The organism is Ruegeria sp. D1(2025) (assembly GCF_056536425.1).
The window spans coordinates 20,844-43,002 of the sequence record NZ_JBQFPO010000002.1; the positions used below are offsets into that span (position 1 = coordinate 20,844).

General features: G+C 60.7%; 20 protein-coding genes. 12 read left to right on the plus strand and 8 right to left on the minus strand.

Annotated elements, in window-relative coordinates:
- Positions 1 to 280: 280 nt before the first annotated feature.
- Entirely contained in the window at positions 281 to 1,855 is a 1,575-nt protein-coding gene (locus ACR1XU_RS05805; protein WP_170615737.1) for a 2-isopropylmalate synthase, read from the plus strand.
- A 167-nt stretch (positions 1,856 to 2,022) separates the two neighbouring features.
- On the opposite strand, the gene ACR1XU_RS05810 is transcribed toward ACR1XU_RS05805, so the two are convergent.
- Positions 2,023 to 2,808: a 23S rRNA (adenine(2030)-N(6))-methyltransferase RlmJ gene (locus tag ACR1XU_RS05810; protein WP_480891974.1), complete on the minus strand. Its 786-nt coding sequence runs from the start codon at positions 2,806 to 2,808 to the stop codon at positions 2,023 to 2,025.
- A gap of 156 nt (positions 2,809 to 2,964) precedes the next feature.
- Here ACR1XU_RS05810 and ACR1XU_RS05815 point away from each other — a divergent pair, with 156 nt between their 5' ends.
- The 6 genes from ACR1XU_RS05815 to ACR1XU_RS05840 all read left to right on the plus strand — a co-directional run bounded on the left by ACR1XU_RS05815 (position 2,965) and on the right by ACR1XU_RS05840 (position 9,534).
- Entirely contained in the window at positions 2,965 to 4,011 is a 1,047-nt protein-coding gene (locus ACR1XU_RS05815; RefSeq protein WP_039523195.1) for a rod shape-determining protein, read from the plus strand.
- A gap of 61 nt (positions 4,012 to 4,072) precedes the next feature.
- Positions 4,073 to 4,975 carry a rod shape-determining protein MreC gene (gene mreC / locus ACR1XU_RS05820; RefSeq protein ID WP_170805741.1) on the plus strand — a complete coding sequence of 301 codons (903 nt, stop codon included), beginning with the start codon at positions 4,073 to 4,075 and terminating at the stop codon, positions 4,973 to 4,975.
- Complete coding sequence (locus tag ACR1XU_RS05825) at positions 4,968 to 5,504, plus strand: rod shape-determining protein MreD (RefSeq protein ID WP_480908920.1); 537 nt, start codon at positions 4,968 to 4,970, stop codon at positions 5,502 to 5,504. The genes mreC and ACR1XU_RS05825 overlap by 8 nt, the downstream gene beginning before the upstream one ends.
- The gene (gene mrdA, locus ACR1XU_RS05830) at positions 5,501 to 7,450 is read left to right on the plus strand and encodes a penicillin-binding protein 2 (RefSeq protein ID WP_170805743.1); all 1,950 of its coding nucleotides are present in this window, start codon (positions 5,501 to 5,503) and stop codon (positions 7,448 to 7,450) included. Before ACR1XU_RS05825 ends, mrdA begins: the two co-directional genes overlap by 4 nt.
- Complete coding sequence (gene rodA / locus ACR1XU_RS05835) at positions 7,447 to 8,586, plus strand: rod shape-determining protein RodA (RefSeq protein WP_170615727.1); 1,140 nt, start codon at positions 7,447 to 7,449, stop codon at positions 8,584 to 8,586. Before mrdA ends, rodA begins: the two co-directional genes overlap by 4 nt.
- A gap of 15 nt (positions 8,587 to 8,601) precedes the next feature.
- Positions 8,602 to 9,534: a 2-hydroxyacid dehydrogenase gene (locus ACR1XU_RS05840; RefSeq protein WP_480908919.1), complete on the plus strand. Its 933-nt coding sequence runs from the start codon at positions 8,602 to 8,604 to the stop codon at positions 9,532 to 9,534.
- A gap of 13 nt (positions 9,535 to 9,547) precedes the next feature.
- Here ACR1XU_RS05840 and ACR1XU_RS05845 read toward each other — a convergent pair whose 3' ends face one another.
- Entirely contained in the window at positions 9,548 to 11,563 is a 2,016-nt protein-coding gene (locus tag ACR1XU_RS05845) for a M3 family metallopeptidase (protein ID WP_480908918.1), read from the minus strand.
- 142 nt (positions 11,564 to 11,705) lie between these two features.
- Between ACR1XU_RS05845 and ACR1XU_RS05850 the strand changes: the two genes are divergently transcribed.
- On the plus strand, positions 11,706 to 12,923 hold the full coding sequence (locus ACR1XU_RS05850; protein ID WP_480908917.1) for a trans-sulfuration enzyme family protein: 1,218 nt from the start codon (positions 11,706 to 11,708) through the stop codon (positions 12,921 to 12,923).
- An 84-nt stretch (positions 12,924 to 13,007) separates the two neighbouring features.
- On the opposite strand, the gene ACR1XU_RS05855 is transcribed toward ACR1XU_RS05850, so the two are convergent.
- From ACR1XU_RS05855 to ACR1XU_RS05875, 5 genes are all read right to left on the minus strand, one after another.
- Positions 13,008 to 14,051 carry a HesA/MoeB/ThiF family protein gene (locus ACR1XU_RS05855; protein ID WP_480915591.1) on the minus strand — a complete coding sequence of 348 codons (1,044 nt, stop codon included), beginning with the start codon at positions 14,049 to 14,051 and terminating at the stop codon, positions 13,008 to 13,010.
- Positions 14,051 to 14,506: a dUTP diphosphatase gene (gene dut, locus ACR1XU_RS05860; protein WP_480908915.1), complete on the minus strand. Its 456-nt coding sequence runs from the start codon at positions 14,504 to 14,506 to the stop codon at positions 14,051 to 14,053. The genes ACR1XU_RS05855 and dut overlap by 1 nt, the downstream gene beginning before the upstream one ends.
- A gap of 37 nt (positions 14,507 to 14,543) precedes the next feature.
- The gene (gene coaBC, locus ACR1XU_RS05865; protein WP_480908933.1) at positions 14,544 to 15,740 is read right to left on the minus strand and encodes a bifunctional phosphopantothenoylcysteine decarboxylase/phosphopantothenate--cysteine ligase CoaBC; all 1,197 of its coding nucleotides are present in this window, start codon (positions 15,738 to 15,740) and stop codon (positions 14,544 to 14,546) included.
- Positions 15,741 to 15,803: 63 nt separating this feature from the next.
- A complete protein-coding gene (locus tag ACR1XU_RS05870) occupies positions 15,804 to 16,628 on the minus strand; it encodes a ChaN family lipoprotein (protein WP_480908914.1) in 825 nt (274 codons plus the stop codon).
- The gene (locus ACR1XU_RS05875; protein ID WP_170615711.1) at positions 16,625 to 17,503 is read right to left on the minus strand and encodes an RNA polymerase factor sigma-32; all 879 of its coding nucleotides are present in this window, start codon (positions 17,501 to 17,503) and stop codon (positions 16,625 to 16,627) included. Before ACR1XU_RS05875 ends, ACR1XU_RS05870 begins: the two co-directional genes overlap by 4 nt.
- 99 nt (positions 17,504 to 17,602) lie before the next feature.
- Between ACR1XU_RS05875 and cobU the strand changes: the two genes are divergently transcribed.
- The 4 genes from cobU (at position 17,603) to ACR1XU_RS05895 (ending at position 21,215) form a co-directional block, all read left to right on the plus strand.
- Positions 17,603 to 18,124 (plus strand): bifunctional adenosylcobinamide kinase/adenosylcobinamide-phosphate guanylyltransferase, encoded by a 522-nt coding sequence (gene cobU, locus ACR1XU_RS05880; RefSeq protein ID WP_480908913.1) that lies wholly within the window; start codon positions 17,603 to 17,605, stop codon positions 18,122 to 18,124.
- A complete protein-coding gene (locus ACR1XU_RS05885) occupies positions 18,121 to 18,699 on the plus strand; it encodes a histidine phosphatase family protein (RefSeq protein ID WP_480908912.1) in 579 nt (192 codons plus the stop codon). Before cobU ends, ACR1XU_RS05885 begins: the two co-directional genes overlap by 4 nt.
- A 58-nt stretch (positions 18,700 to 18,757) precedes the next feature.
- The gene (locus ACR1XU_RS05890; protein WP_480908911.1) at positions 18,758 to 19,630 is read left to right on the plus strand and encodes a glutathione S-transferase N-terminal domain-containing protein; all 873 of its coding nucleotides are present in this window, start codon (positions 18,758 to 18,760) and stop codon (positions 19,628 to 19,630) included.
- Positions 19,631 to 19,700: 70 nt separating this feature from the next.
- A complete protein-coding gene (locus tag ACR1XU_RS05895; protein ID WP_480908910.1) occupies positions 19,701 to 21,215 on the plus strand; it encodes a YifB family Mg chelatase-like AAA ATPase in 1,515 nt (504 codons plus the stop codon).
- Here the strand turns inward: ACR1XU_RS05895 and gshB are convergent.
- On the minus strand, positions 21,212 to 22,144 hold the full coding sequence (gshB, locus tag ACR1XU_RS05900; RefSeq protein ID WP_480915592.1) for a glutathione synthase: 933 nt from the start codon (positions 22,142 to 22,144) through the stop codon (positions 21,212 to 21,214). The two genes, ACR1XU_RS05895 and gshB, sit on opposite strands and share 4 nt — an antisense overlap.
- Between the last annotated feature and the right edge of the window lie 15 nt (positions 22,145 to 22,159).

Genomic DNA, 22,159 nt, shown 5'->3' on the forward strand with positions numbered 1-22,159 from the left:
CAACCTAGAAGGATACCCGTCTGAATCAATGCCCGGCTGTAAAGGCCGGGTCCGGTCAGAGGATCGCAAATTGGTTCTTTTCATTCCTTGCGGGCTCTGTATAACCTCACAGTCATGATCAACCGCGCAGATATCCCTTATGCCGACACCGCTTTTTGCGGTGCGTCGCTGCGTGGCCTACTGATCCTAATCCGCCTCTGAGCGTGCCATTCGGCGCGCCCGCTCAGAGGAGGACGCCCGCGCGCCATAGGCTTTAGGACAGAAGAAGAAAGAGAATCCCATGACCAACGTGACCGACCAAGACCGCGTCTTGATCTTTGACACCACTTTGCGCGACGGCGAGCAAAGCCCCGGCGCCACCATGACCCACGACGAAAAGCTTGAGATCGCCGAGCTGCTGGACGACATGGGCGTCGACATCATCGAGGCCGGTTTCCCAATCGCCTCTGAGGGTGACTTCAAAGCGGTTTCCGAAATCGCCCAACGTTCAAAAAACAGTCGCATTTGCGGTCTGGCCCGCGCAAATTTCGCGGATATCGACCGCTGCTGGGAGGCGATCAAACACGCCGAACAGAACCGCATTCATACATTCATCGGCACCTCTCCGCTGCATCGCGCCATTCCGAACCTCACGCAGGACGAAATGGCGGAAAAGATCCATGAAACGGTCAGCCATGCCCGCAACCTGTGCGAGAATGTGCAGTGGTCGCCAATGGACGCGACCCGGACGGAATGGGATTACCTGTGCCGCGTTATCGAGATCGCGATCAAGGCAGGCGCGACCACGATCAACATACCCGACACTGTCGGTTATACGGCACCACTGGAATCCGCCGATCTGATCAAGCGTCTGATCGAAACCGTTCCCGGCGCAGATGAAGTCGTGTTCGCGACCCACTGTCACAACGACCTGGGGATGGCGACCGCGAACTCTCTGGCGGCCGTGATCGGCGGGGCGCGTCAGATCGAATGCACCATCAACGGCCTTGGCGAACGTGCGGGCAATACCGCGCTGGAAGAAGTTGTGATGGCCATGCGGACCCGCAACGACATCATGCCGTTCCGCACCGGGATCGATACCACCAAGATCATGCATATCTCGCGCCGGGTCGCCACGGTGTCGGGCTTCAACGTGCAGTTCAACAAGGCCATTGTCGGCAAGAACGCCTTTGCCCATGAAAGCGGTATCCATCAGGACGGGATGTTGAAAAACCGCGACAATTTTGAGATCATGCGCCCCGAGGATGTGGGATTGTCCGGCACTTCGCTGCCCTTGGGCAAGCACTCGGGCCGCGCGGCATTGCGGGACAAGCTGAACACGCTGGGCTATGAGGTCGGTGACAACCAGCTCAAGGACATCTTTGTTCGGTTCAAGGATCTGGCTGACCGCAAGAAAGAGGTCTTTGACGACGACATCATCGCGCTGATGACGCTGGACGATGACGAAGCCAACGATTTTCTGCAACTGGTGTCGATGAAAGTCACCTGCGGCACCGGAGGTCAGGCAGAATCGACGGTTGAGCTTGAGGTTGACGGAAAGGATGTCATCGCCACGGAATACGGTGACGGCCCGGTTGATGCGACGTTCAGGGCAATCCGCGCGATTTTCCCGAACGAGGCTCATCTGCAGCTCTATCAGGTGCATGCCGTCACCGAAGGGACGGACGCCCAGGCCACAGTATCGGTGCGGCTGGAAGAGGATGGCATGATTGCAACCGGCCAGTCGGCGAATACCGACACTGTTGTGGCCTCGGCCAAGGCTTATATCCATGCTCTCAACCGTCTGGTCGTGCGCCGTGCAAAAGCCGGGCCCGGGGCGGACACGCGTGAGATCAGCTACAAGGACCTGACCTGAAGGGCGCGAATGCTCCCGCACCCGCGGCGGTTCGGCTGCGCAGAACCACCTTGCGGCTTTGGGCCCGGCGCCGCGCTTTGGCGCGGTGCCGGGCCCAAACCAATTGACTGCATCTTTGATGCCGGCAAACGGGGCGGGGGTTCCCCCGTTGTTTGCGCGAACGTCTCTCAGATCCTGTCGAACAGGGCCGTAAGCCGCGCGGTTTCATCTTCGAAACCGTACGGAGCGTTGATTATGAACATCCCTGAACCGATCATGTTGTGCCCTTCCCGGGCAGGCGGGAAGATCACTTCGTGGCGCATCACCTTTGGCAATGCCTGATTGGTCAGGGCTGCCAGCATAGGCTTATGACGGTCATCGGCCAGAATCGGGTACCACAGCGCGATCACCCCGACATTCCACTTGCGGTGCAGTTTGGCGACGATCCCCGGTAAACGACCATATTCGGCCTTCACCTCGTAGCTGGGATCGATCAGCAACATTCCACGACGCGGCGTGGGCGGCAGCAGGGATTGCGCCAGTTCGTAGCCATCCTGCCGATACACCCGTGCGTTTCGGGCCGTTAGCGCGCCTGAAAGGGCCGCGTATTCCTTTGGGTGCAGTTCCGCGAAATGCAAATTGTCCTGTGGGCGTAACAGGCTGGCTGCGATCATGGGAGAACCCGGGTAACAGGCCGGTCCATACCGGGCCTGTATGTCCGAGATTGCCCGGGCCAGCGGGTGTTCCGGATCGAACCAGGCCTCTCGCCGCGCCCTTTCGATGCCCGCGTCCGCTTCGCCGGTTTTGCGGGCCTCCTCCGAGTCCAGATGGTATAGCCCGCGTCCGGCGTGGGTTTCGATGTAGCTCAGCGGTTTGTCTTTTTGCGTCAGATAACGCAGCGTCCAGGCCAGCAAAGCGTGCTTTTGCACGTCCGCCAGATTCCCGGCGTGGTAAATATGTTGATATGAAAGCATTTTGCCTTCTAAAGTCCCTATCAATGAGGCGAAAAGGCGCTGATTGTCACGGAATCAGGCCTTTAATCGGGCGTGTTGGCACCCTATAAGTCATCCGTCCCGGAACCGTCGAGTCGCGGGCAGTAGAAAATTCTGACAGACAGGATCAGGGGAAACATGGGGATCTTTGGCAATCTGGGCGGCCTGTTCACAGCGGACATGGCCATTGACCTTGGGACGGCGAACACGCTGGTTTATGTCAAAGGGCGCGGCGTCATTCTGTCCGAACCCTCTGTGGTCGCCTATCACGTCAAGGATGGCGTGAAGAAAGTGCTGGCTGTGGGCGAAGACGCCAAGCTGATGCTGGGCCGGACCCCCGGTTCCATCGAGGCCATCCGCCCGATGCGCGAAGGGGTCATTGCCGACTTCGACACCGCCGAGGAAATGATCAAGCATTTCATCCGCAAGGTGCACAAGCGCTCGACCTTCTCGAAACCGAAAATCATAGTCTGTGTTCCGCATGGTGCGACTCCGGTCGAAAAGCGCGCAATCCGACAGTCGGTTCTGTCCGCAGGGGCCCGTCGCGCGGGTCTGATCGCTGAACCCATTGCGGCCGCCATTGGCGCGGGAATGCCGATCACCGATCCGACCGGAAACATGGTTGTCGATATCGGTGGCGGTACAACCGAAGTTGCGGTTCTGTCGCTGGGCGACATCGTTTATGCCCGCTCGGTTCGCGTCGGTGGGGACCGGATGGACGAGGCCATCATCTCGTACCTGCGCCGTCAGCAGAACCTGCTGGTAGGTGAATCGACCGCCGAGCGTATCAAAACCACCATCGGCACTGCCCGGATGCCCGATGACGGCCGTGGCCAGTCGATGCATATCCGCGGCCGTGACCTGCTGAACGGTGTCCCGAAAGAAATCGAGATCAGCCAGGCTCAGGTGGCCGAGGCGCTGTCCGAACCAGTCCAGCAGATTTGCGAGGCGGTGATGACCGCGCTGGAAACCACGCCGCCCGATCTGGCAGCGGACATTGTGGACCGGGGCGTCATGCTGACCGGCGGTGGCGCTCTGTTGGGTGATTTGGACCTGGCGCTGCGCGAACAAACCGGTCTGGCCGTGTCGATTGCCGATGAAAGCCTGAATTGTGTGGCTTTGGGCACCGGCAAGGCGCTGGAATACGAAAAACAACTGCGCCACGCGATTGACTACGAAAGCTAAGGCGCGCACCCTTCCAATACAGGGTTAACAATCGGGCGCGAGCAGCACGGGAAGGAGTCCTGTGGCAAAGGACCGATCACAGCGCGACGAATACACCACCCCCTTACGCCGCTTGTTGCTGGGGATCGTTGTTTTGTGCCTGCTGGGTATCTTTCTGGTCTGGCGCATTGACAGCCCACGGGTCGAGAGGTTTCGCGCTCAGGTCGTGGATGCCGTGGTGCCCTCGATGGAATGGGCCATGGTGCCGGTCACGGCCACGGTCAACCTGGTCCGCGATTTCCAGAGCTATCAGCGGCTGAGCGAGCAGAACCGGGAATTGCGCAGTGAACTGCGCCGGATGCGTGCCTGGAAAGAGGCGGCGCTGCAGCTGGAACAGGAAAACGCCCGGCTGCTGGACCTGAACAACGTCCGGCTGGATCCGCGCCTGACCTATATCACCGGTGTTGTCATGGCCGACAGCGGCTCCCCCTTCCGGCAGTCTGTCCTTCTGAACGTGGGACAGCGGGACGGTATAGTCGATGGCTGGGCCGCCATGGACGGGATCGGGCTGGTTGGGCGCATCTCCGGCGTCGGCGCCGACACCGCGCGTGTCATCCTGATGACAGACGCCTCGAGCGCTATCCCTGCCACTATCCAGCCGTCCGGGCAGACCGCTTTGATCAAGGGGGACAATACAGCGGTGCCATTGGTCGAGTTTCTGGAAAACCGTGAACTCGTCCGACCCGGCGACCGGGTCATTACGTCGGGCGACGGTGGCGTTTTCCCGGCAGGATTGCTGATCGGTCAGATCACCGCCGATCCGGGTGGCAGGTTGCGCGTGCGTCTGTCCGCCGATTTCGAGCGGCTCGAGTTTCTGCGCGTGCTGCGCTACCAGTCGGCGCCCGCCATTCGTGATTCCGGGGATATTGTTGGTCCGCTGCGACCCGAAGCATCCCTGACCCCCGACGAGGCCGCTGATGGATAAGGCGGTTTCCCATCTCTGGGCCATGCGCTGCCTCTATGTTTTTCTGGTGGTTCTTGTGCTGTTTCTGCACCTGTTGCCGCTGAACACGCAGCCGGACCGCTGGCCGTTTCCGGATGTTCTGATCGCCCTCACATTCGCCTGGGTGCTTCGGCGCCCCGAATACACGCCCATCGCAATTGTGGCCGTTGTCATGCTGATAGCCGACCTGCTTCTGCAACGGCCGCCGGGGTTGCTGGCGGCACTGGTCGTTGTGGCAACAAACTATTTGCGCTCGGCAGCGCCGGGAATGCGGGATATCGGATTTTTTGGCGAATGGAGCTCGGTCGCGGCGGTGATGACCGGTATCTTTGTGCTGAACCGTTTCATTCTGTCGGTTCTGTCGGTCCAACAGGCCGCCTTTTGGCCGACAGTTGTTCAACTGATTGTGACCATCGCCATCTATCCCTTGATTGTGCTGATCAGTCAGAATGGTATGGGCGTCCGCCGTATTTCAGCCGCGGATGCCGGTATTGTCGGGGCGCGGGCATGAAGCAGAAACGCACCAAATCCCAGGGTCTTGCCTATAAACGACTGCCGCGCCGGGCGTTGGTTCTGGGTGGTTTGCAGGCGGTCTTTATCGGTGGTCTGGCCGCGCGGATGCGGTTTATGCAGGTTGATCAGGCCGATCAGTACCGGCTGCTGGCCGAGGAAAACCGGATCAACATCCGCCTGATCCCGCCGACACGCGGGCGCATCTATGACCGGAACGGGCAGGTCATTGGCCAGAACTCGCCGTCCTACCGAATCGTGATCGTGCGCGAAGACGCGGGTGATATCGACACGGTCATTGCCAAGCTTTCGGAACTGATCCCCCTGAACGAGGATGAGATCGAGCGTGCCCGCACGGAAATGCGCCGGTCCGCACCCTTCCTGCCGGTCACGTTGGCAGATCAGGTCACGTGGGAGGACATCTCGAAAGTGGCGGTGAACGCGCCGGCCTTGCCTGGCGTGACGCCCGAAGTCGGTCTGACCCGCCAATATCCCCGGTATGAGGATTTCGCCCATATCGTCGGTTATGTCGGCCCGGTCAGCGACTACGACCTGAGCCAGATGGAAGACCCTGAGCCGGTTTTGCGCATCCCCCGGTTCCAGATCGGCAAGGTCGGGCTGGAGGCCAAGCAGGAAGCCACTCTGCGCGGCAAGGCCGGGGCCAAGCGGGTCGAGGTCAACGCGACCGGTCGCGTGATGCGGGAACTGGACCGCCAAGAGGGTGAAGCCGGGGCCGACCTGCAATTGTCGATCGACGCCGATCTGCAGCAATACGCGCAAGCCCGATTGGCCGGAGAAAGCGCGGCAGCCGTTGTGATTGATTGCGAAACCGGCGATCTGCGCGCGATTGCCTCGGCCCCCAGCTTTGATCCCAACCTGTTTGTACGCGGTATCTCGGTCGCCGATTACAGGTCGCTGACACAGGACAAATATCGCCCGCTGGCCAACAAGACGGTACAGGGTACCTATCCACCGGGGTCGACGTTCAAAATGATCACGGCCATGGCTGCGCTTGAGGCCGGTGTGATCGGACCCGGCAATACGGTATATTGCCCCGGTCATCTGAAAGTCGGCAGCCGCAGGTTCCATTGCTGGAAGCGCGGCGGGCACGGTACGGTCGATCTGGAAACCTCTCTCAAACGCAGTTGCGACGTCTACTACTATGATGTTGCCCTGCGCGTGGGCATCGACAGGATATCCGACATGGCCCGAACCTTCGGGCTGGGCATCAAGCACGATATCCCGATGTCGGCCGTGGCAGGGGGGCTGGCGCCAAATCAGGAATGGAAACAGCGGGTCCACGGGCAGGAATGGCTGGTCGGGGACACCGCGAACGCCTCGATCGGTCAGGGCTTCATGTTGGCCTCGCCCATGCAGCTTGCCGTCATGACCGCGCGGATCGCCACAGGCCGCGCCGTGACGCCGCGCCTGGTCCGGTCGGTCAACGGGGTCGAACAGCCCTCGGGCGCGGGTGAGCCACTTGCGGTCAATCAGCGGAACCTGTCACAGGTGCGCAAAGCGATGTTCTCGGTCTCCAATGACCGGCGTGGAACGGCCTACCGCAGCCGTATCATCGCAGATGAGTTTCGCATGGCGGGCAAGACGGGTACCAGTCAGGTCCGCAACATTACCAAGGCTGAACGCGCTGCTGGTGTGATCCGAAACGAAGATCTGCCTTGGGAACGGCGTGACCACGCGCTGTTCGTCAGCTTCGCCCCGTACGATAATCCGAAATACGCCATAGCCGTCGTCGTTGAACATGGCGGTGGCGGGTCCAAGGCGGCCGCCCCTGTCGCGCGGGACATCATGCTTCAGGCGCTCTACAACGGTACGCCCCCGCTTGAGGCGTATCCGGTTGCCGACCGCGAGCGCATCAAGGAACAGCAAAAAAGGTTGGAGGGCGACCGCCGCCCCAAAGCGCGTCCGGATGAAAAGGACCGCGCATGAGCTATCTTGAATATGCCGTCAAATCCACGCCGTCGGGGTTTCGCAAGTTTCTGTATATGAACTGGCCGCTGACCCTGCTGTTGATCAGCACGGCCAGTGCCGGGTTCCTGATGCTGTATTCGGTGGCGGGCGGTTCGTGGACCCCGTGGGCCGAACCGCAGATGGAGCGGTTCGGGATGGGTCTGGCGGCCATGTTCATTGTGGCGCTTGTTCCGATCTGGTTCTGGCGCAACATGTCGGTTCTGGCCTATCTCGGCTCGATCGTTCTGCTGATCTTTGTCGAGCTTTTCGGCACGGTCGGCATGGGCGCGCAGCGCTGGATCGACCTTGGGTTCATGCGGCTTCAACCGTCCGAGGTCATGAAGGTTGCCCTGGTCATGGTGCTGGCCGCCTATTACGACTGGTTGCCGTCTCACAAGACCTCGCGCCCGCTTTGGGTGCTTATCCCTGTTGCCCTGATCCTGATCCCAACCTTCATGGTGCTCAAACAGCCTGACCTGGGTACGTCGATCCTGTTGCTGGCCGCTGGCGGTGGCCTGATGTTTCTGGCTGGTGTCCACTGGGCCTATTTCGCCGCCGTAATAGCAGCAGGTGTCGGGCTGATCGCCACAGTGTTCAACAGCCGTGGGACAGACTGGCAATTGCTCAAGGACTACCAGTTCAGGCGCATCGATACGTTTCTCGATCCTTCCACCGATCCGCTTGGCGCGGGTTACCACATTACACAGTCCAAGATTGCCCTGGGATCCGGGGGCTGGAACGGACGCGGGTTTATGCAGGGCACTCAGTCGCGGTTGAACTTCCTACCCGAGAAACATACCGATTTCATCTTTACCACACTGGCCGAAGAGTTCGGGTTCGTCGGCGGCATCACGCTGTTGATCCTGTATGCTCTGATCCTGATTTTCTGCATGGTTACCGCGCTGACGACCAAAGACCGTTTCTCATCGCTTGTGACTTTGGGCATTGCACTGAACTTCTTCCTGTTCTTTGCCGTCAACATGTCCATGGTCATGGGTCTTGCCCCGGTTGTCGGCGTTCCGCTGCCCATGGTCAGCTATGGCGGCTCGGCCATGCTGGTTCTGATGGCCGCGTTCGGCATCGTTCAAAGCGCGCATATCCATCGTCCTCGTTAATCTGAAAGGCAATCCATGACAGTGAATGTCCTGTTTTCCGCACGTCCCGGGCTTTGGCCGGTTTATGAGCCGTTGCTGCGCCAGGGCCTGTCCGAAGCCGGGCTGGAGTTTGAGTTGTCGCCAGAGATTTCACCGGAACAGGTCGACTACGTGGTTTACGGACCGACGGGCGGATTGCGGGATTTCGGGCCCTTCAGTCGGCTCAAGGCTGTACTCAGCCTGTGGGCCGGGATCGAGAGTATCGCGGACAATGAAACCCTGACCGTGCCGCTGGCCCGGATGGTCGATCACGGGCTGACACAAGGCATGACAGAATGGGTCGTCGGGCATGTGCTGCGCTACCATCTGGGGATGGATCGTCACATCACCGTCCAGGACGGCGTCTGGACGCCCGAAGCACCGCCGCTCGCGCAGCAACGGCATGTAACGGTTTTGGGTCTGGGCGCTTTGGGGCTGGCCTGCGCCAAGGCACTGGCCGCGCTGAATTTCAATGTTACCGGTTGGAGCCGCACGCCCAAGGACGTCGACGGCGTGACTTGTCTGCATGGGCAGAAGGGATTGGAAAGGGCGCTGTCACAGGCAGAAATCGTGGTTCTGCTGCTGCCCGATACGGCAGCGACGGAAAACACGCTGAACGCGGAAACGCTGGCCCTGTTGCCCAAAGGTGCACGGATCCTCAATCCGGGTCGCGGGCCGTTGATCGACGATGATGCCCTGCTGGATGCGTTGAATTCCGGGCAGGTGGGCCATGCCACACTGGACGTGTTCCGGACCGAACCACTGCCGCCCGAGCATCCGTACTGGGCACATCCCAACGTGACTGTGACACCTCATATCGCGTCCGAAACCCGCGAGATCACTGCCGCGCAGGTTATCTGTGAAAACATCCGGCGCGGCGAGGCAGGTGAGCCCTTCCTGCATCTGGTGGATCGCCAGTTGGGGTACTGACGACCCATCCAGTTCAGGCGGCGATCAGGCCCCGCCCTTTCAGCAGTGCCTCGACACCCGGCAGACGGCCGCGAAAGGCCAGATACAGATCTTCGGCCTCGCGTGAGCCTCCGGTGGACAGGATGTTGTCCTCAAGCGCCTGGGCGCGATCGGGATCGAAGGCGCTGCCCGCCTCCTCAAATGCCGCAAAGGCGTCGGCATCCATGACCTCGGACCACATGTAGCTGTAGTAGCCGGAACTGTATCCGTCCCCGGAAAAGACATGCGCGAAATGCGGAGTGGCGTGGCGCATTCCGATGGCTCGCGGCATTCCGATTTCGGCCAGAACTTCGGCCTGTTTCGCCATCGGGTCGGCTGGGGCCGCGCCGTCGTGGAATGCCAGATCGACCAGAGCCGAGGCGACATATTCCACGGTCTGAAAGCCCTGATCGAAATTGGCCGCTTTCAGTACCTTCTCCAACATGTCCTGCGGCATTGGTTCGCCGGTTTCTGCATGCGTTGCGTATTCTGCCAGTACCTCGGGCACTTCCAGCCAGTGTTCGTAAAGCTGGCTGGGCAGTTCCACAAAGTCCCGCGCAACGCTTGTGCCCGAGATGCTTTCATAGGTCACATTCGACAGCATCTGATGAAGGGCATGGCCAAATTCGTGAAACAGGGTGCGCGCGTCGTCGTAGGACAGCAGCGCCGGGTCGCCTTTGGCGAAGTTGCAGACATTAATGACAACTGGCGCCTGTTCCTTGGGGAATTTCGCCTGCGCGCGCATTGCGCTGCACCAGGCACCGGACCGTTTGGAACCGCGCGCGAAGTAGTCCCCGATGAACACCGCGATATGCTTGCCATCGCGCGTCACCTCCCACGCGCGGCAATCGGGGTGATAGAGCGGGACATCCAGCGGCTTGAATTCCAGCCCGAACAGCCGATTGGCGCAGGCAAAGGACGCCTCGATCATACGTTCCAACTGCAGATACGGCTTGAGCGCGGCCTCATCCAGATCATGCTCGGCCTTGCGCCGTTTTTCCGCGTAATATCGCCAGTCCCAGGCTTCCAGCGGCCCGTTGACCCCGTCCTCCTGCATCATTTGCGTCAGGGTTTCGGCATCGGCATCTGCGCGCGCCTTAGCAGGCTTCCAAACCTGCATCAGCAGGTCCCGCACTCTATCCGGCGTCCGGGCCATTTCCGTTTCCAGTTTGTAATCGGCAAAGCTGCCATAACCCAGCAGCGTAGCGCGTTCTTCGCGCAACGAAAGGATTTCAGCGGCAATCTCGCGGTTGTCGGTTTCCCCGCCTTTCGCACCACGCGCCGCCCACGCGAGATACGCCTTTTCGCGCAGATCGCGGCGGGGCGAGAATTGCAGAAACGGCACGATCAAGGACCGTGACAGGGTCACAACCGGGCCATCCAGCCCTTTCTCCTTGCCGGCCGCACGGGCGGCATCGGTGGCAAAACCGGGCAGACCGGCCAGATCACCCTCGGTCAACTCCATGAACCAGTCTCTTTCATCCGCCAGCAGGTTCTGGGTGAAGGATGTGCCCAACGTGGCCAGACGGGATTTGATTTCCTGCATGCGGGTATCGTCATCACCCTGCAACGCCGCACCCGCGCGCACAAAACCGCGATGGGTCAGCATCAGGACACGCGCCTGTTCGTCGGTCAGGCCCAATCCACCGCGCCGCGCCCAAAGATCGGCGACCCGCTGAAACAGAGGTTTGTTGGATGAGATCGCGGAAAAATGGGCCGCCAGTTTGGGTGAAAAATCGCGCTGCAGGGCTTCGCGTGCAGGGTTGCTGTCCGCACCTGCGACGGTAAAAAAGACCGCCAGAACCTTGTCCATCTGTTCCCCGGCGGCTTCGAGTGCCTCGATTGTATTGGCGAATGTCGGGGCGTTCGGATTTGTCGCGATGGTATCGATCTGGGCGGTGTGCGCGTCCAATGCCTGATCCAGCGCCGGGGCAAAATCATCGTCCGAAATCTCGGCAAATGGGGCGATTGCAAAGGGGGTGTTCCAGTCGGACAGGATCGGGTTGGTCATTCAGATCTCCTTTGTCCGACAAGGTAGGCAGCCGGGGTGTGATGGTCCAGAGGGCGGGCGCGCAAGTCGCCTGAAAAAGTCGCAATCCGGCTTGCATCGGCAGTGTGGCGCACGCAGGGTCGTCGGCAAAGGGAGACAGGATATGACCAAGCCGAACCGTCCCGCCGGGATCATGACCAGGGCTATCCACGCAGGCGATCCGCCGGATGCCTCGACCAACGCGTCTGCCCCGCCGATCCACATGAGCTCGACCTATGTGACCGAGGATCTGGCGGGTTTTTCGGCCCATGACCTGACGCCGGACAGCCCGTTTGTCTATTCGCGCTGGGCGAACCCGACGGTCGCGGGTCTGGAGGCCAAGATTGCCGCGTTGCAGGGGACTGAAGCCTGTCTGGCAAGCGCGTCCGGGATGGCTTCGGCGTCAGCGATCTTTTTCACCTTTCTGTCCGCCGGAGATCATCTGATCGTGTCGGATGTTTCTTATGCAGGGGTCGCGGAACTGGCGCGCGAGACTTTGCCGCGGATGGGGATCGAAGTCTCGGCGGTCAACATGTCCGATCCGGCCTCGGTGGCGGCCGCAATTCGCCCCAACACCCGCCTGATCCACACGGAAACGCCGGTGAACCCGATCGGTCGCCTGACCGATCTGGCCGCCGTCTCGAAACTGGCGCGTGACGCCGGGGCGTTGCTCAGCTGTGATGCGACCTTTGCATCGCCTTTGGGCATGGACACGGTGGGTCTTGGCGTTGATCTGACGATGCATTCGATTACCAAATATATCGGCGGCCATGGTGATGCGATTGGCGGCGCCGTTGCCGGGTCCGCCGAGCTGATCGCGAAAATGCGGATCGAGGCAGGTATTCATCATGGAGGCGTTTTGTCCCCCTTCAACGCCTGGCTGATCGCGCGCGGGGCTTCGACTCTGCCGTTGCGGATGAAAGCGCACGAGGCTGGCGCAATGGCCGTAGCGCAATGGCTGGAAGGCGACCCACGTGTCACGAAAGTCATCTATCCGGGTCTGGGCTCGCATCCGCAGGCGGATCTGGCGGCACGGCAGATGTCGAACAAATCCGGCATGATCGCATTTCAGGTCGGCCGCGCCGCTGATGGTGAACGTATCGCGCAGGAGATGATCGAGCGGCTTGAGGTGATTCACTACGCGGTGTCGCTGGGGCATCATCGCAGCCTGATTTTCTGGATGGGAACCGATGGCCTGATGGAAACGTCCTTCCGGCTGAGTGGTGCGCAGCTTGAGGACTACCGCGCCTATGCCGGCGACGGGATTTTCCGCCTGTCTGTCGGGCTGGAAGACGCCAAAGACCTGATCGCCGATCTGGATCGCGCATTGGGCCATCGTTAGGCTCCCGCCCTCGCGGGACACATCAAAGACGTGCCCTGGCGGGGTTGGGCCGGGCCGCGCGCCGCTGGCGCGCGGCGGATTGGGTTAAACCCCGGCGCTTGCGCAGATCGGGCAATCGTCGCGTTTGGACAGGGTGATCTTGCGGCTTTCGCCGTAAAGCGCGTCATAGATCAGCATTTCGCCGCGCAAAGCCTGCCCCGCGTCGATGATGACCTTGATGGCTTCCACCGCCATCATGGAACCGACCACACCGGGTAGGGGGCCAACGACACCTGCTTCGGCACAGGAAGGAGCCAGCCCGGGGGGCGGGGCTTCGGGGAAAATGCATTGATAGCAGGGGCCATCCGTGGCCGGATCAAAGACGCTCAGTTGCCCCTCCCATTGCGACAGCGCGCCTGAGATCAGAGGCTTGCCAAGCGCCACTGCCGTTCGGTTGGCCAGATAACGAGTGCCGAAATTGTCGGTACCGTCCAGTATCAGATCAAAGTCGCGGAACAGCTCTTCGGCGATGTCGTCCGTCAGGCGACGATGATAGGGCAGGACCACAACATTCGGGTTCTGCGCCTCCATTGCCTGTTGGGCGGAAAACACCTTGGGCATGCCGATATCCGCGTCCCGATGGATTACCTGCCGCTGCAGGTTGGCGTTTTCGACCTCATCATCGTCGATCACGCCGATTGTGCCGACACCTGCCGCTGCCAGATATTGCAGGGCCGGGGCGCCAAGCCCGCCGGCACCAATGACCAGCACCCGCGCCTTTTTCAGCCGTTTCTGTCCGGGTCCGCCCAGTTCGCGCAGAACGATGTGGCGGGCGTAGCGGTCAAGTTCGGTTTCGCTGAATTGATCGGATGGCATGGCAGGCTCCTTGGCAGGCACTGCGCGAGCGCGCAGCATCCTCAACAACCTGCCATAAATCAGAGCAAGACCGGCAGCGCCACCCAGGATCAGCCAGACTGCCGCCGATCCGCCGGTCGCCTGCCTTAGCGGGTTTCCATCCGGCAGCACCAGTTGGGCAATGATGACCCCGGCCAACAATACGGCAACGGATACATTCCGCGCCCCGCGCGAAACTCCGGCAAAATACCCGATGCCCCAAAGCCCAGCGGCAAGCCCAAGAACCAGTATCATCAGCCGCGCCCGGTCGAACCGAAGCCACCTGCCCCGCGTTCGGTGTCGGACAGGGCAACCGCGGCCTCGAACACGGCCTGCACAACCGGGGCCACCACAAGTTGCGCAATGCGTTCCCCATGCGTGATCTCGAACACATCCTGCCCAGCATTCAGAACGATCACACCCAACGGGCCGCGATAGTCGCTGTCGATGGTGCCGGGCGTGTTTGGCAAGGTAATTCCGTGTTTCAGCGCAAGCCCGGAACGGGGGCGCACCTGCACCTCATACCCGTTGGGAATTTCGATCCGCAGCCCGGTCGGCACCAGCACACGCTGACCGGGTTCAAGCCGTATCGGCGCGCCACCCGGCAGATTGGCCCGCACGTCCGCGCCCGCCGCGCCCGATGTTTCATACGAGGGCAGGGGAACCGAAGGGTCCGCTCCATCTTCACGGATTACACGAATTGCTACCATAGCTGCACCTCTTGCCGTGCCACGCGGGGCCGGTATCTTATTCTTTCAAAGCGTCGGCGATTTTGGCGGCCAGTTTCCGGGCGACTTCATCCTTGCCCATGCGAGGCCAGCTTTCGGCCCCATCTTGCGAGATGAGGGTCACGGCGTTTTCCGAACCGCCCATAATGCCCGTGGCGGGGCTGACATCGTTCGCGACGATCCAGTCGCATCCTTTGCGCGTGCGTTTGGCCGTCGCATTTTCGACTACGTCATTGGTTTCGGCGGCAAAGCCGACAACCAGTCTGGGCCGCCCTTCCGTCATGTGCGACACACGTTTCAGGATGTCAGGGTTTTCGGCAAACTCCAGCGCGGGCAGGCCGTCGCGGCTTTTCTTCAGCTTCCGATCAGACGCGCTGGCCACGCGCCAGTCAGCCACGGCTGCGGCAAACACGCCGGCATCGACAGGCAAGGCTGCATCGACCGCCTCGGACATCTGGCGCGCGGTTTCCACTGGGATGACCTGCACGCCATCGGGCGGAGGTACATCTGCTGGGCCGGTTACAAAGATCACTTCGGCCCCCAAGGATGCCAGCGCGCGGGCCACGGCCGTGCCTTGCGCGCCAGACGACCGGTTGGCGATATAGCGCACCGGGTCGATGGGTTCGTGGGTCGGTCCCGACGTCACCAGAATACGCTTGCCGGACAGGGGGCCATTGCCCAATGCGGCCTGGATCGCGGCCACGATCTCCAGAGGTTCCGACATGCGGCCCGGTCCGAACTCGCCGCAAGCCATATCGCCTTCGTTCGGACCGACGAACCGGACGCCATCGGCCTGCAATTGCCTTAGGTTTCGTTGCGTCGCGGGATGATCCCACATACGCACATTCATGGCGGGTGCGCACAGCACGGGCGTATCCGTTGCCATCAACAGGGTCGAGGCCAAATCATTGGCGAGCCCAGCAGCCATCTTGCCCATCAGATCCGCCGTAGCCGGAGCCACTACGATCAGGTCAGCAGAACGGGACAGCTGGATATGGCCCATCTCGGCCTCATCCGTCAGATCGAACAGATCTCGGTAGAGTTTTTCTCCGGCCAGCGCGGACACGGACAAGGGCGTCACGAATTCTTCTGCTGCGCCCGTCAGGACCGGAGTCACCGCCGCACCACGTTCCTTCAGCCGCCGGATCAGGTCCAGCGACTTGTAAGCCGCAATCCCGCCGCCAATGATCAGCAATATGCGTTTGGATGCCAGCATCATATGCCCTTCCCGTCCCGGTCGGCCCCGACATTAGGCAACGCAGGCAGGTTGTTCCAGTTGTTAATTCTGCACACCAAAGGCTTCGCACGGATCTTCCCGCTCGGCAGCGGGGCTGTCGATTACGGCGTCAAACGTGCCATCGATAACGCCATCTTCGGACTGGCCCAGTACATAAACCTTCAGACCGGGGCTCAGGCGCGACAGGAAGGTCGGAATACCGCGATCCTTGCGAGCGTGGCCGTTGCCGGTGATAACCGCGACCGGCCCGCCGGTTTCATCCTTTGCGCGCAGGATCGCTCGGGTCAGGACCGCATCCCGCAACCTTTGAATCGCAACCATCTGGGGCAACATCTCGGTCGGAACCGCATTGCAATGCGCGGCAAGCTGATCGGCCTCGCGCGCGGCCTGATCATCGGCTGACAGGGGAACGGTCAGACCGTAGCGCGCCGCATCGGCGCCGAACGTCGTGGCGGCACCTCGTTCCATGGCAGTTCGGGCGGCCTTTCGTGGAACCATCGCCCCGTAAACTGGCGCATCCGTTGCCTCGAAGACGGGGTAATACATGCTGAGCGGCGGCCAGCCAGACTCGGCCCATTGCAGAATACGTGACAATTCCTCGGGGTCGGAGGCTGCCGTCTGAGCCAGACGTTTGGCACCCTCTTCCGTCACCATTTCCCAAACTACGGCAGAAGGCGAAACTGCCTCAAGCGCCTGGGTCTGAACCATGTGATGGCGCGGGTTGTCGTGGATTTCACCCAGTATGACCACATCCGCCGCCTGCATGGCGGACGTCACATCATCGGGGATCAGGCTATCGGCCTGCCCGGGTCGCGCCAACCCAGAGGTAAGGATCAGGGCCCAAACAAGAATCGCAAAATGTTTCATGCGATGAAGTGTTGCACCTCGCGCGATTGGCCTTCAAGGTTCTTACGCATTTTAACAAAGGCGGCGGCTTCAAGCTGACGCACCCGTTCCTTTGACAATCCCAGTTCCTGCCCGAGGCTTTCCAATGTCCGGGAAGGTTCACGCAGTTTGCGCTCGCGCACGATGAAACGCTCGCGCTCATTCAGCGATTGCATCGCTTTCAGCAACCATTCACGCAGCTGTTCGGTGTCATGACGGCTTTCCACGGTTTCAGCGGCCTGCTCGCGATCGTCCTCAAGGGCGTCGATCCATTCGCGCCCGTCTTCATCGGCTGACTGCACCGCATTGAGCGAGAAATCTGAACCGGACAGACGCCCCTCCATCATTTCGACGTCGCGCAGCGGGACACCGATTTCGGCCGCGATCATCTGGTGAAGCTGATGGCGATCCAGTTCCATACCCTCGGTCGCTGCTTCACGTTCCAACCGGGCCTGAACCCGCCGCATGTTGAAGAACAGAGATTTCTGCGAAGAGGTCGATCCGGTCCGCACCATCGACCAGTTTCGCATCACGTAATCCTGCACGCTGGCCTTGATCCACCAAACCGCATAGGTCGAAAAGCGCACGCCGCGGTCCGGATCAAACTTGTCGGCGGCTTTCATCAGGCCCAGCCCGGCCTCCTGAATCAGATCATTCATCGGCGCGCCATAGCGCTTGAACTTGGCGGCCATTGAAATCGCCAAACGCATATAGGCGGTGATCAGGCGATGCAGCGCCTGCTCATCTCGTTCATCCCGCCATGCATAAGCCAGCCGAAGTTCGGTTTCAGCGTCCAGCAGCTCGGCTTTCATTGCCTGCCGGGACATCGAAAAATCTTTTGCGTTATCCAGTGCCATGCAAATCTCCCCTTTCACAGGCGCGGGCCGGGCTTGCCATGCCGACCTGGTGTCGATACGCACAGAAAGACCAGATGGATCATTTGAAAGGTAGGGACCGTGAGCTCCGATTTAACCTTTGTACTGGGCGGGGCCGCCTCGGGGAAATCGGCCTTTGCGGAACAACTGGTTGTTTCAACTGCAAAAAGCCGGGTTTATCTTGCAACTTCACAAGTGCTTGATGGCGAGATGCACGCCAAGGTTCAGCGCCATCTGGATCAGCGCGGGGAAGGCTGGACCACGATTGAGGCGCCCATGGATCTGGCCCCGGTTCTGGCCGAACTGGCAGCGGATCAGATCTGTCTGATCGATTGCGCCACCATGTGGCTGACCAACCATTTGCTTGCAGAATCCGATCTGCAATCTGCGCAGGAGGATTTGCTGAACGCATTGCGCGATTGCCCGGCCCGGCTGGTTGTCGTGTCCAACGAAGTCGGTCATGGCATCGTGCCCGAAAACGCACTGGCCCGCCGGTTCCGCGAAGCGCAGGGGCGTCTGAACATTGCGCTGGCCGCGCAGGCCGATTTGGTCGTGCAGGTGACAGCCGGGTTGCCGCTGGTCCTCAAGGGGCATTTGCCATGACACGTTTGTTTCTTGTCAGGCACGGGCCCACACATGCTAAAACCATGGTCGGCTGGTCGGATCTGCCTGCTGATCTGAGCGATCAGGCCGCGATTGACCGGTTGCACGAGCACCTGCCATCAGATGCTCTGATCGTGTCATCCGACTTGTCCCGTGCGGCGGATACGGCGACGGCCATTCAGGGCGCGCGGAGACGGTTGCCGCATCACCGTGAATTGCGGGAAATCAACTTTGGCCGCTGGGAGATGCGCGCCTTTGCCGAAATCGAGGCGGAAGATCCCGAACTTGCATTTGCCTATTGGGACAATCCCGGCGACATACGCCCGCCCGGTGGCGAAAGCTGGAACGACGTGCGCCTGAGGGTGGACCGGGCCATTGATCGGCTGATCGCAGCGCACACGGGCGCGGATCTGGTCATTGTCGCCCATTTCGGCGTTATCCTGACACAGGTGCAACGCGCGCTTGATCTGGATGCGCAACAGGCATTTTCACACCGGATCGACAATCTGTCGGTGACGCGGATTTCGCGGGACGGCAGCACATGGTCGGTTGGGTCTATTAATCACATTCCGTGATAAGAGTGCCCACAATTCTCTGATTTACTGATGCAAAGCCCTGCGGCATCGTTGCCGCATGACTTATGACCTGTATATCGGGGACCGCCTGTTTTCCAGCTGGTCCATGCGTGGATGGCTGATGCTGGAAAAGTTCGGCCTGCCTTATCGAAGCCATTTGATCGGTCTGTATTCCGGCACAATGGACGAAGACATGAAATCTCTGGCTCCGGCACGGCTTGTGCCGGCCTTGCGTTTGCCGGACGGAACTGTGGTTGGTGAAAGCCTGGCCATGGCCGAGACGCTGGTTGAACGGCACCCCGAGGCAGGCTTGTGGCCCAACGAACCGGCGGCCCGCGCAACCGCGCGCTGGCTTTGCACAGAAATGGTGTCGGGTTTTTCGGCGTTACGCAGCCAATGCCCGATGCAACTGCTTCACTGCTGGGTGGGTTTTGACCCTTCGCCCGAAACCCTGTCAGACCTGAAGCGCATCGAAACATTGTGGGATCACGCCCGTTCGGTGTCCGGTGCGGCTTCGGGTCCGTTGTTCGGCGCGTATTCTCTGGCAGATGTATTCTATACACCAGTTGCGGCCCGCATCATTGGCTATGGGCTGCCGGTGTCCTCGGCGAGCCGCGACTATTGCCTGGAGTTGCTCTCGGACCCTTGCGTAAGGCAATGGCGGGCCATGGGGTTGACCGTGCAATACGATCCTTTTCCTTACGCGCAGGACCTTTCTTCAATCCCGTGGCCCATCGGCGGGGTTTCACAGGCCAGGCCAGTTGCAAGCGGCCCCTCCGCCAATAAAAACTGTCCCTATTCCGGTAAAGTAGCCACCCACTTCCTGGAGCTTGACGGCGCAAGTTGGGGGTTCTGCAACGCGTTTTGTCGGGACAAGACGGTCGCCGACCCCGAAGCATGGCCGAAATTCAAGGCGATGGTCGGGAAATGAACACTGCCGTTAACCATTCCTAAACCGCACCCATGGCAGCAACGTCCTGTTAACCAACAACAGGAAGACAATGGTTGCCCGCTCCCACACTGTCGCATTTCAAGGGGTTGATGCCCGTCCGGTCGAAGTCCAGTGCGCCGTTTCACCGGGGTTACCAGCCTTTTCGATCGTAGGCCTGCCGGACAAAGCCGTGTCCGAAGCGCGCGATCGTGTGCGCAGCGCCCTCAGTTCAATGGCCATCGCCCTGCCGTCCAAACGGATCACGATCAACCTGTCCCCCGCCGATCTACCGAAAGAGGGCAGCCATTTCGACCTGCCCATTGCCGTAGCCCTGCTGTCGGCGCTGGAGATCATTCCTGCCGATGCCGCGGAAGGCACAGTTGCGCTGGGCGAGCTGTCCCTGGATGGATCGCTGGTCCCCGTCGTCGGCGCCTTGCCCGCAGCCATGACCGCCGCTGCCGAGGATCGTTCCCTGTTGTGCCCCAAAGCCTCAAGCGCCGAAGCGGCCTGGGTTGATGCTACGCAAGTGATCGGCGCCGAATCTCTGGGCGATGTGGTCCGGCATTTCTCGGGTCAGTCGCCATTGCAGGTCGCGCAGCCCGGCGAAGTGACACTTGCGCCCATTACGCGAGACCTGCGCGATGTGAAGGGGCAGGAACGCGCCAAACGGGCGCTGGAAATTGCTGCGGCGGGGCGACACCACCTGATCATGATCGGCACACCGGGATCGGGCAAATCAATGCTGGCCGCCCGGTTGCCCGGTATCCTGCCACCGCTGACAGCGGTCGAAGCACTGGAAACCTCAATGATTCAGTCCCTGTGCGGCTTGCTGGACGAAGGCGGCATCAACCGCAGCCGCCCCTTTCGCGAACCGCACCACACCGCTTCGATGGCGGCCATCGTCGGCGGCGGAAAGGGTGCCAAACCCGGTGAGATTTCGCTGGCCCATAACGGGGTGCTGTTCATGGATGAGTTCCCCGAGTTTCCGCGCACCGTGCTGGAAACTTTGCGCCAGCCAATCGAAACCGGCGAGGTCATGGTCGCCCGCGCGAATGCCCATGTGAAATACCCTTGCCGGTTCATGCTAGTAGCGGCCGCAAACCCATGCAAATGCGGCTATCTGAGCGATCCTGCGCGTGCCTGTTCGCGGGTTCCGATGTGTGGCGAGGACTACCTGGGGCGCATTTCTGGTCCTTTGATGGATCGTTTTGACCTGCGAATCGAAGTTCCTCCGGTCGGGTTTACCGATCTGGATCTGCCGCCGTCAGGTGACTGTTCGGCTGTGGTTGCAGCGCGCGTGGAACGGGCGCGTGGCATTCAGGCAGCGCGATTTCAGGGAAACCCGTCGGTGCGTCAAAACGCTGATATCGAGGGGGCGCTGCTGGAGGAAGTTGCTGCGCCGGACGCCGAAGGCAGGGAGTTGCTGTTGAAAGCGGCCGAACGGTTTGGACTGTCAGCCCGCGCGTTCCACCGTATCCTGCGCGTTGCGCGCACGATTGCGGATCTCGACGGCGCGCCTGACATCCGCAAACCCCATGTGGCCGAAGCGCTGAGCTTTCGCATCAGCGCCCGGACGATGGCCTAGAGCTTTGCCTCAATTGCGTCCCAGATTTTGCCTGCGACGTTGACCCCGTCGAACCGTTCCAGTTCCTGAATACCGGTGGGCGAGGTGACGTTGATCTCAGTCAGGTAGTCGCCGATCACGTCGATGCCGACAAACACCTGGCCTTTTTCCTTCAGCAGCGGACCGATCTTGGCGCAGATTTCAAGATCCCGGTCGGACAAGCCGATCTTTTCTGGCCGGCCGCCAACATGCATGTTGGACCGTGTCTCGCCCTTTGCTGGAACGCGGTTGATGGCACCAACCGGTTCCCCGTCCACCAGAATCACGCGTTTGTCGCCGTTTTGGACATCGGGCAGGAATTTCTGCACGATCAGAGGTTCACGCGAAAAGCCCGTGAAAAGTTCATGCAGCGAGGTCAGGTTGCGGTCATTGGTATCCAGGCGGAACACACCGGCGCCGCCGTTGCCGTAGAGCGGCTTCAGGATGATGTCGCCATGTTTTTCCTTGAAGGTTTTGATTGTCTCCAGATCCCGCGCGATTGTGGTTGGCGGGGTCAGGTCAGGAAAATCCAGAACCAGAAGTTTTTCCGGGTAGTTGCGCACCCAGAAGGGATCATTCACCACAAGGGCGTGCCCGTTCAGGCGGTCCAACAGGTGCGTGGAGGTGATGTAGTGCATGTCGAACGGTGGGTCCTGACGCAGCCAGATCACGTCGAATTCGGCCAGATCCACTTCGCGTTCTGGCCCCAGAACCGCAGGATCGCCGGGAACGCGCTGTACCGTCATGTCCCGGCCAAGGGCTGTAATGCGACCTTCCTGATAAGCCAGTTGATCGGGTCCGTAGAAAAACAACTGATGTCCGCGGGCCTGTGCCTCTTCCGCCAGCCTGAACGAACTGTCTGCATTGATGTCCACGGTCCCGATTGGGTCCATCTGAAAGGCGATTTTCATGGCGTATCCCTCGTT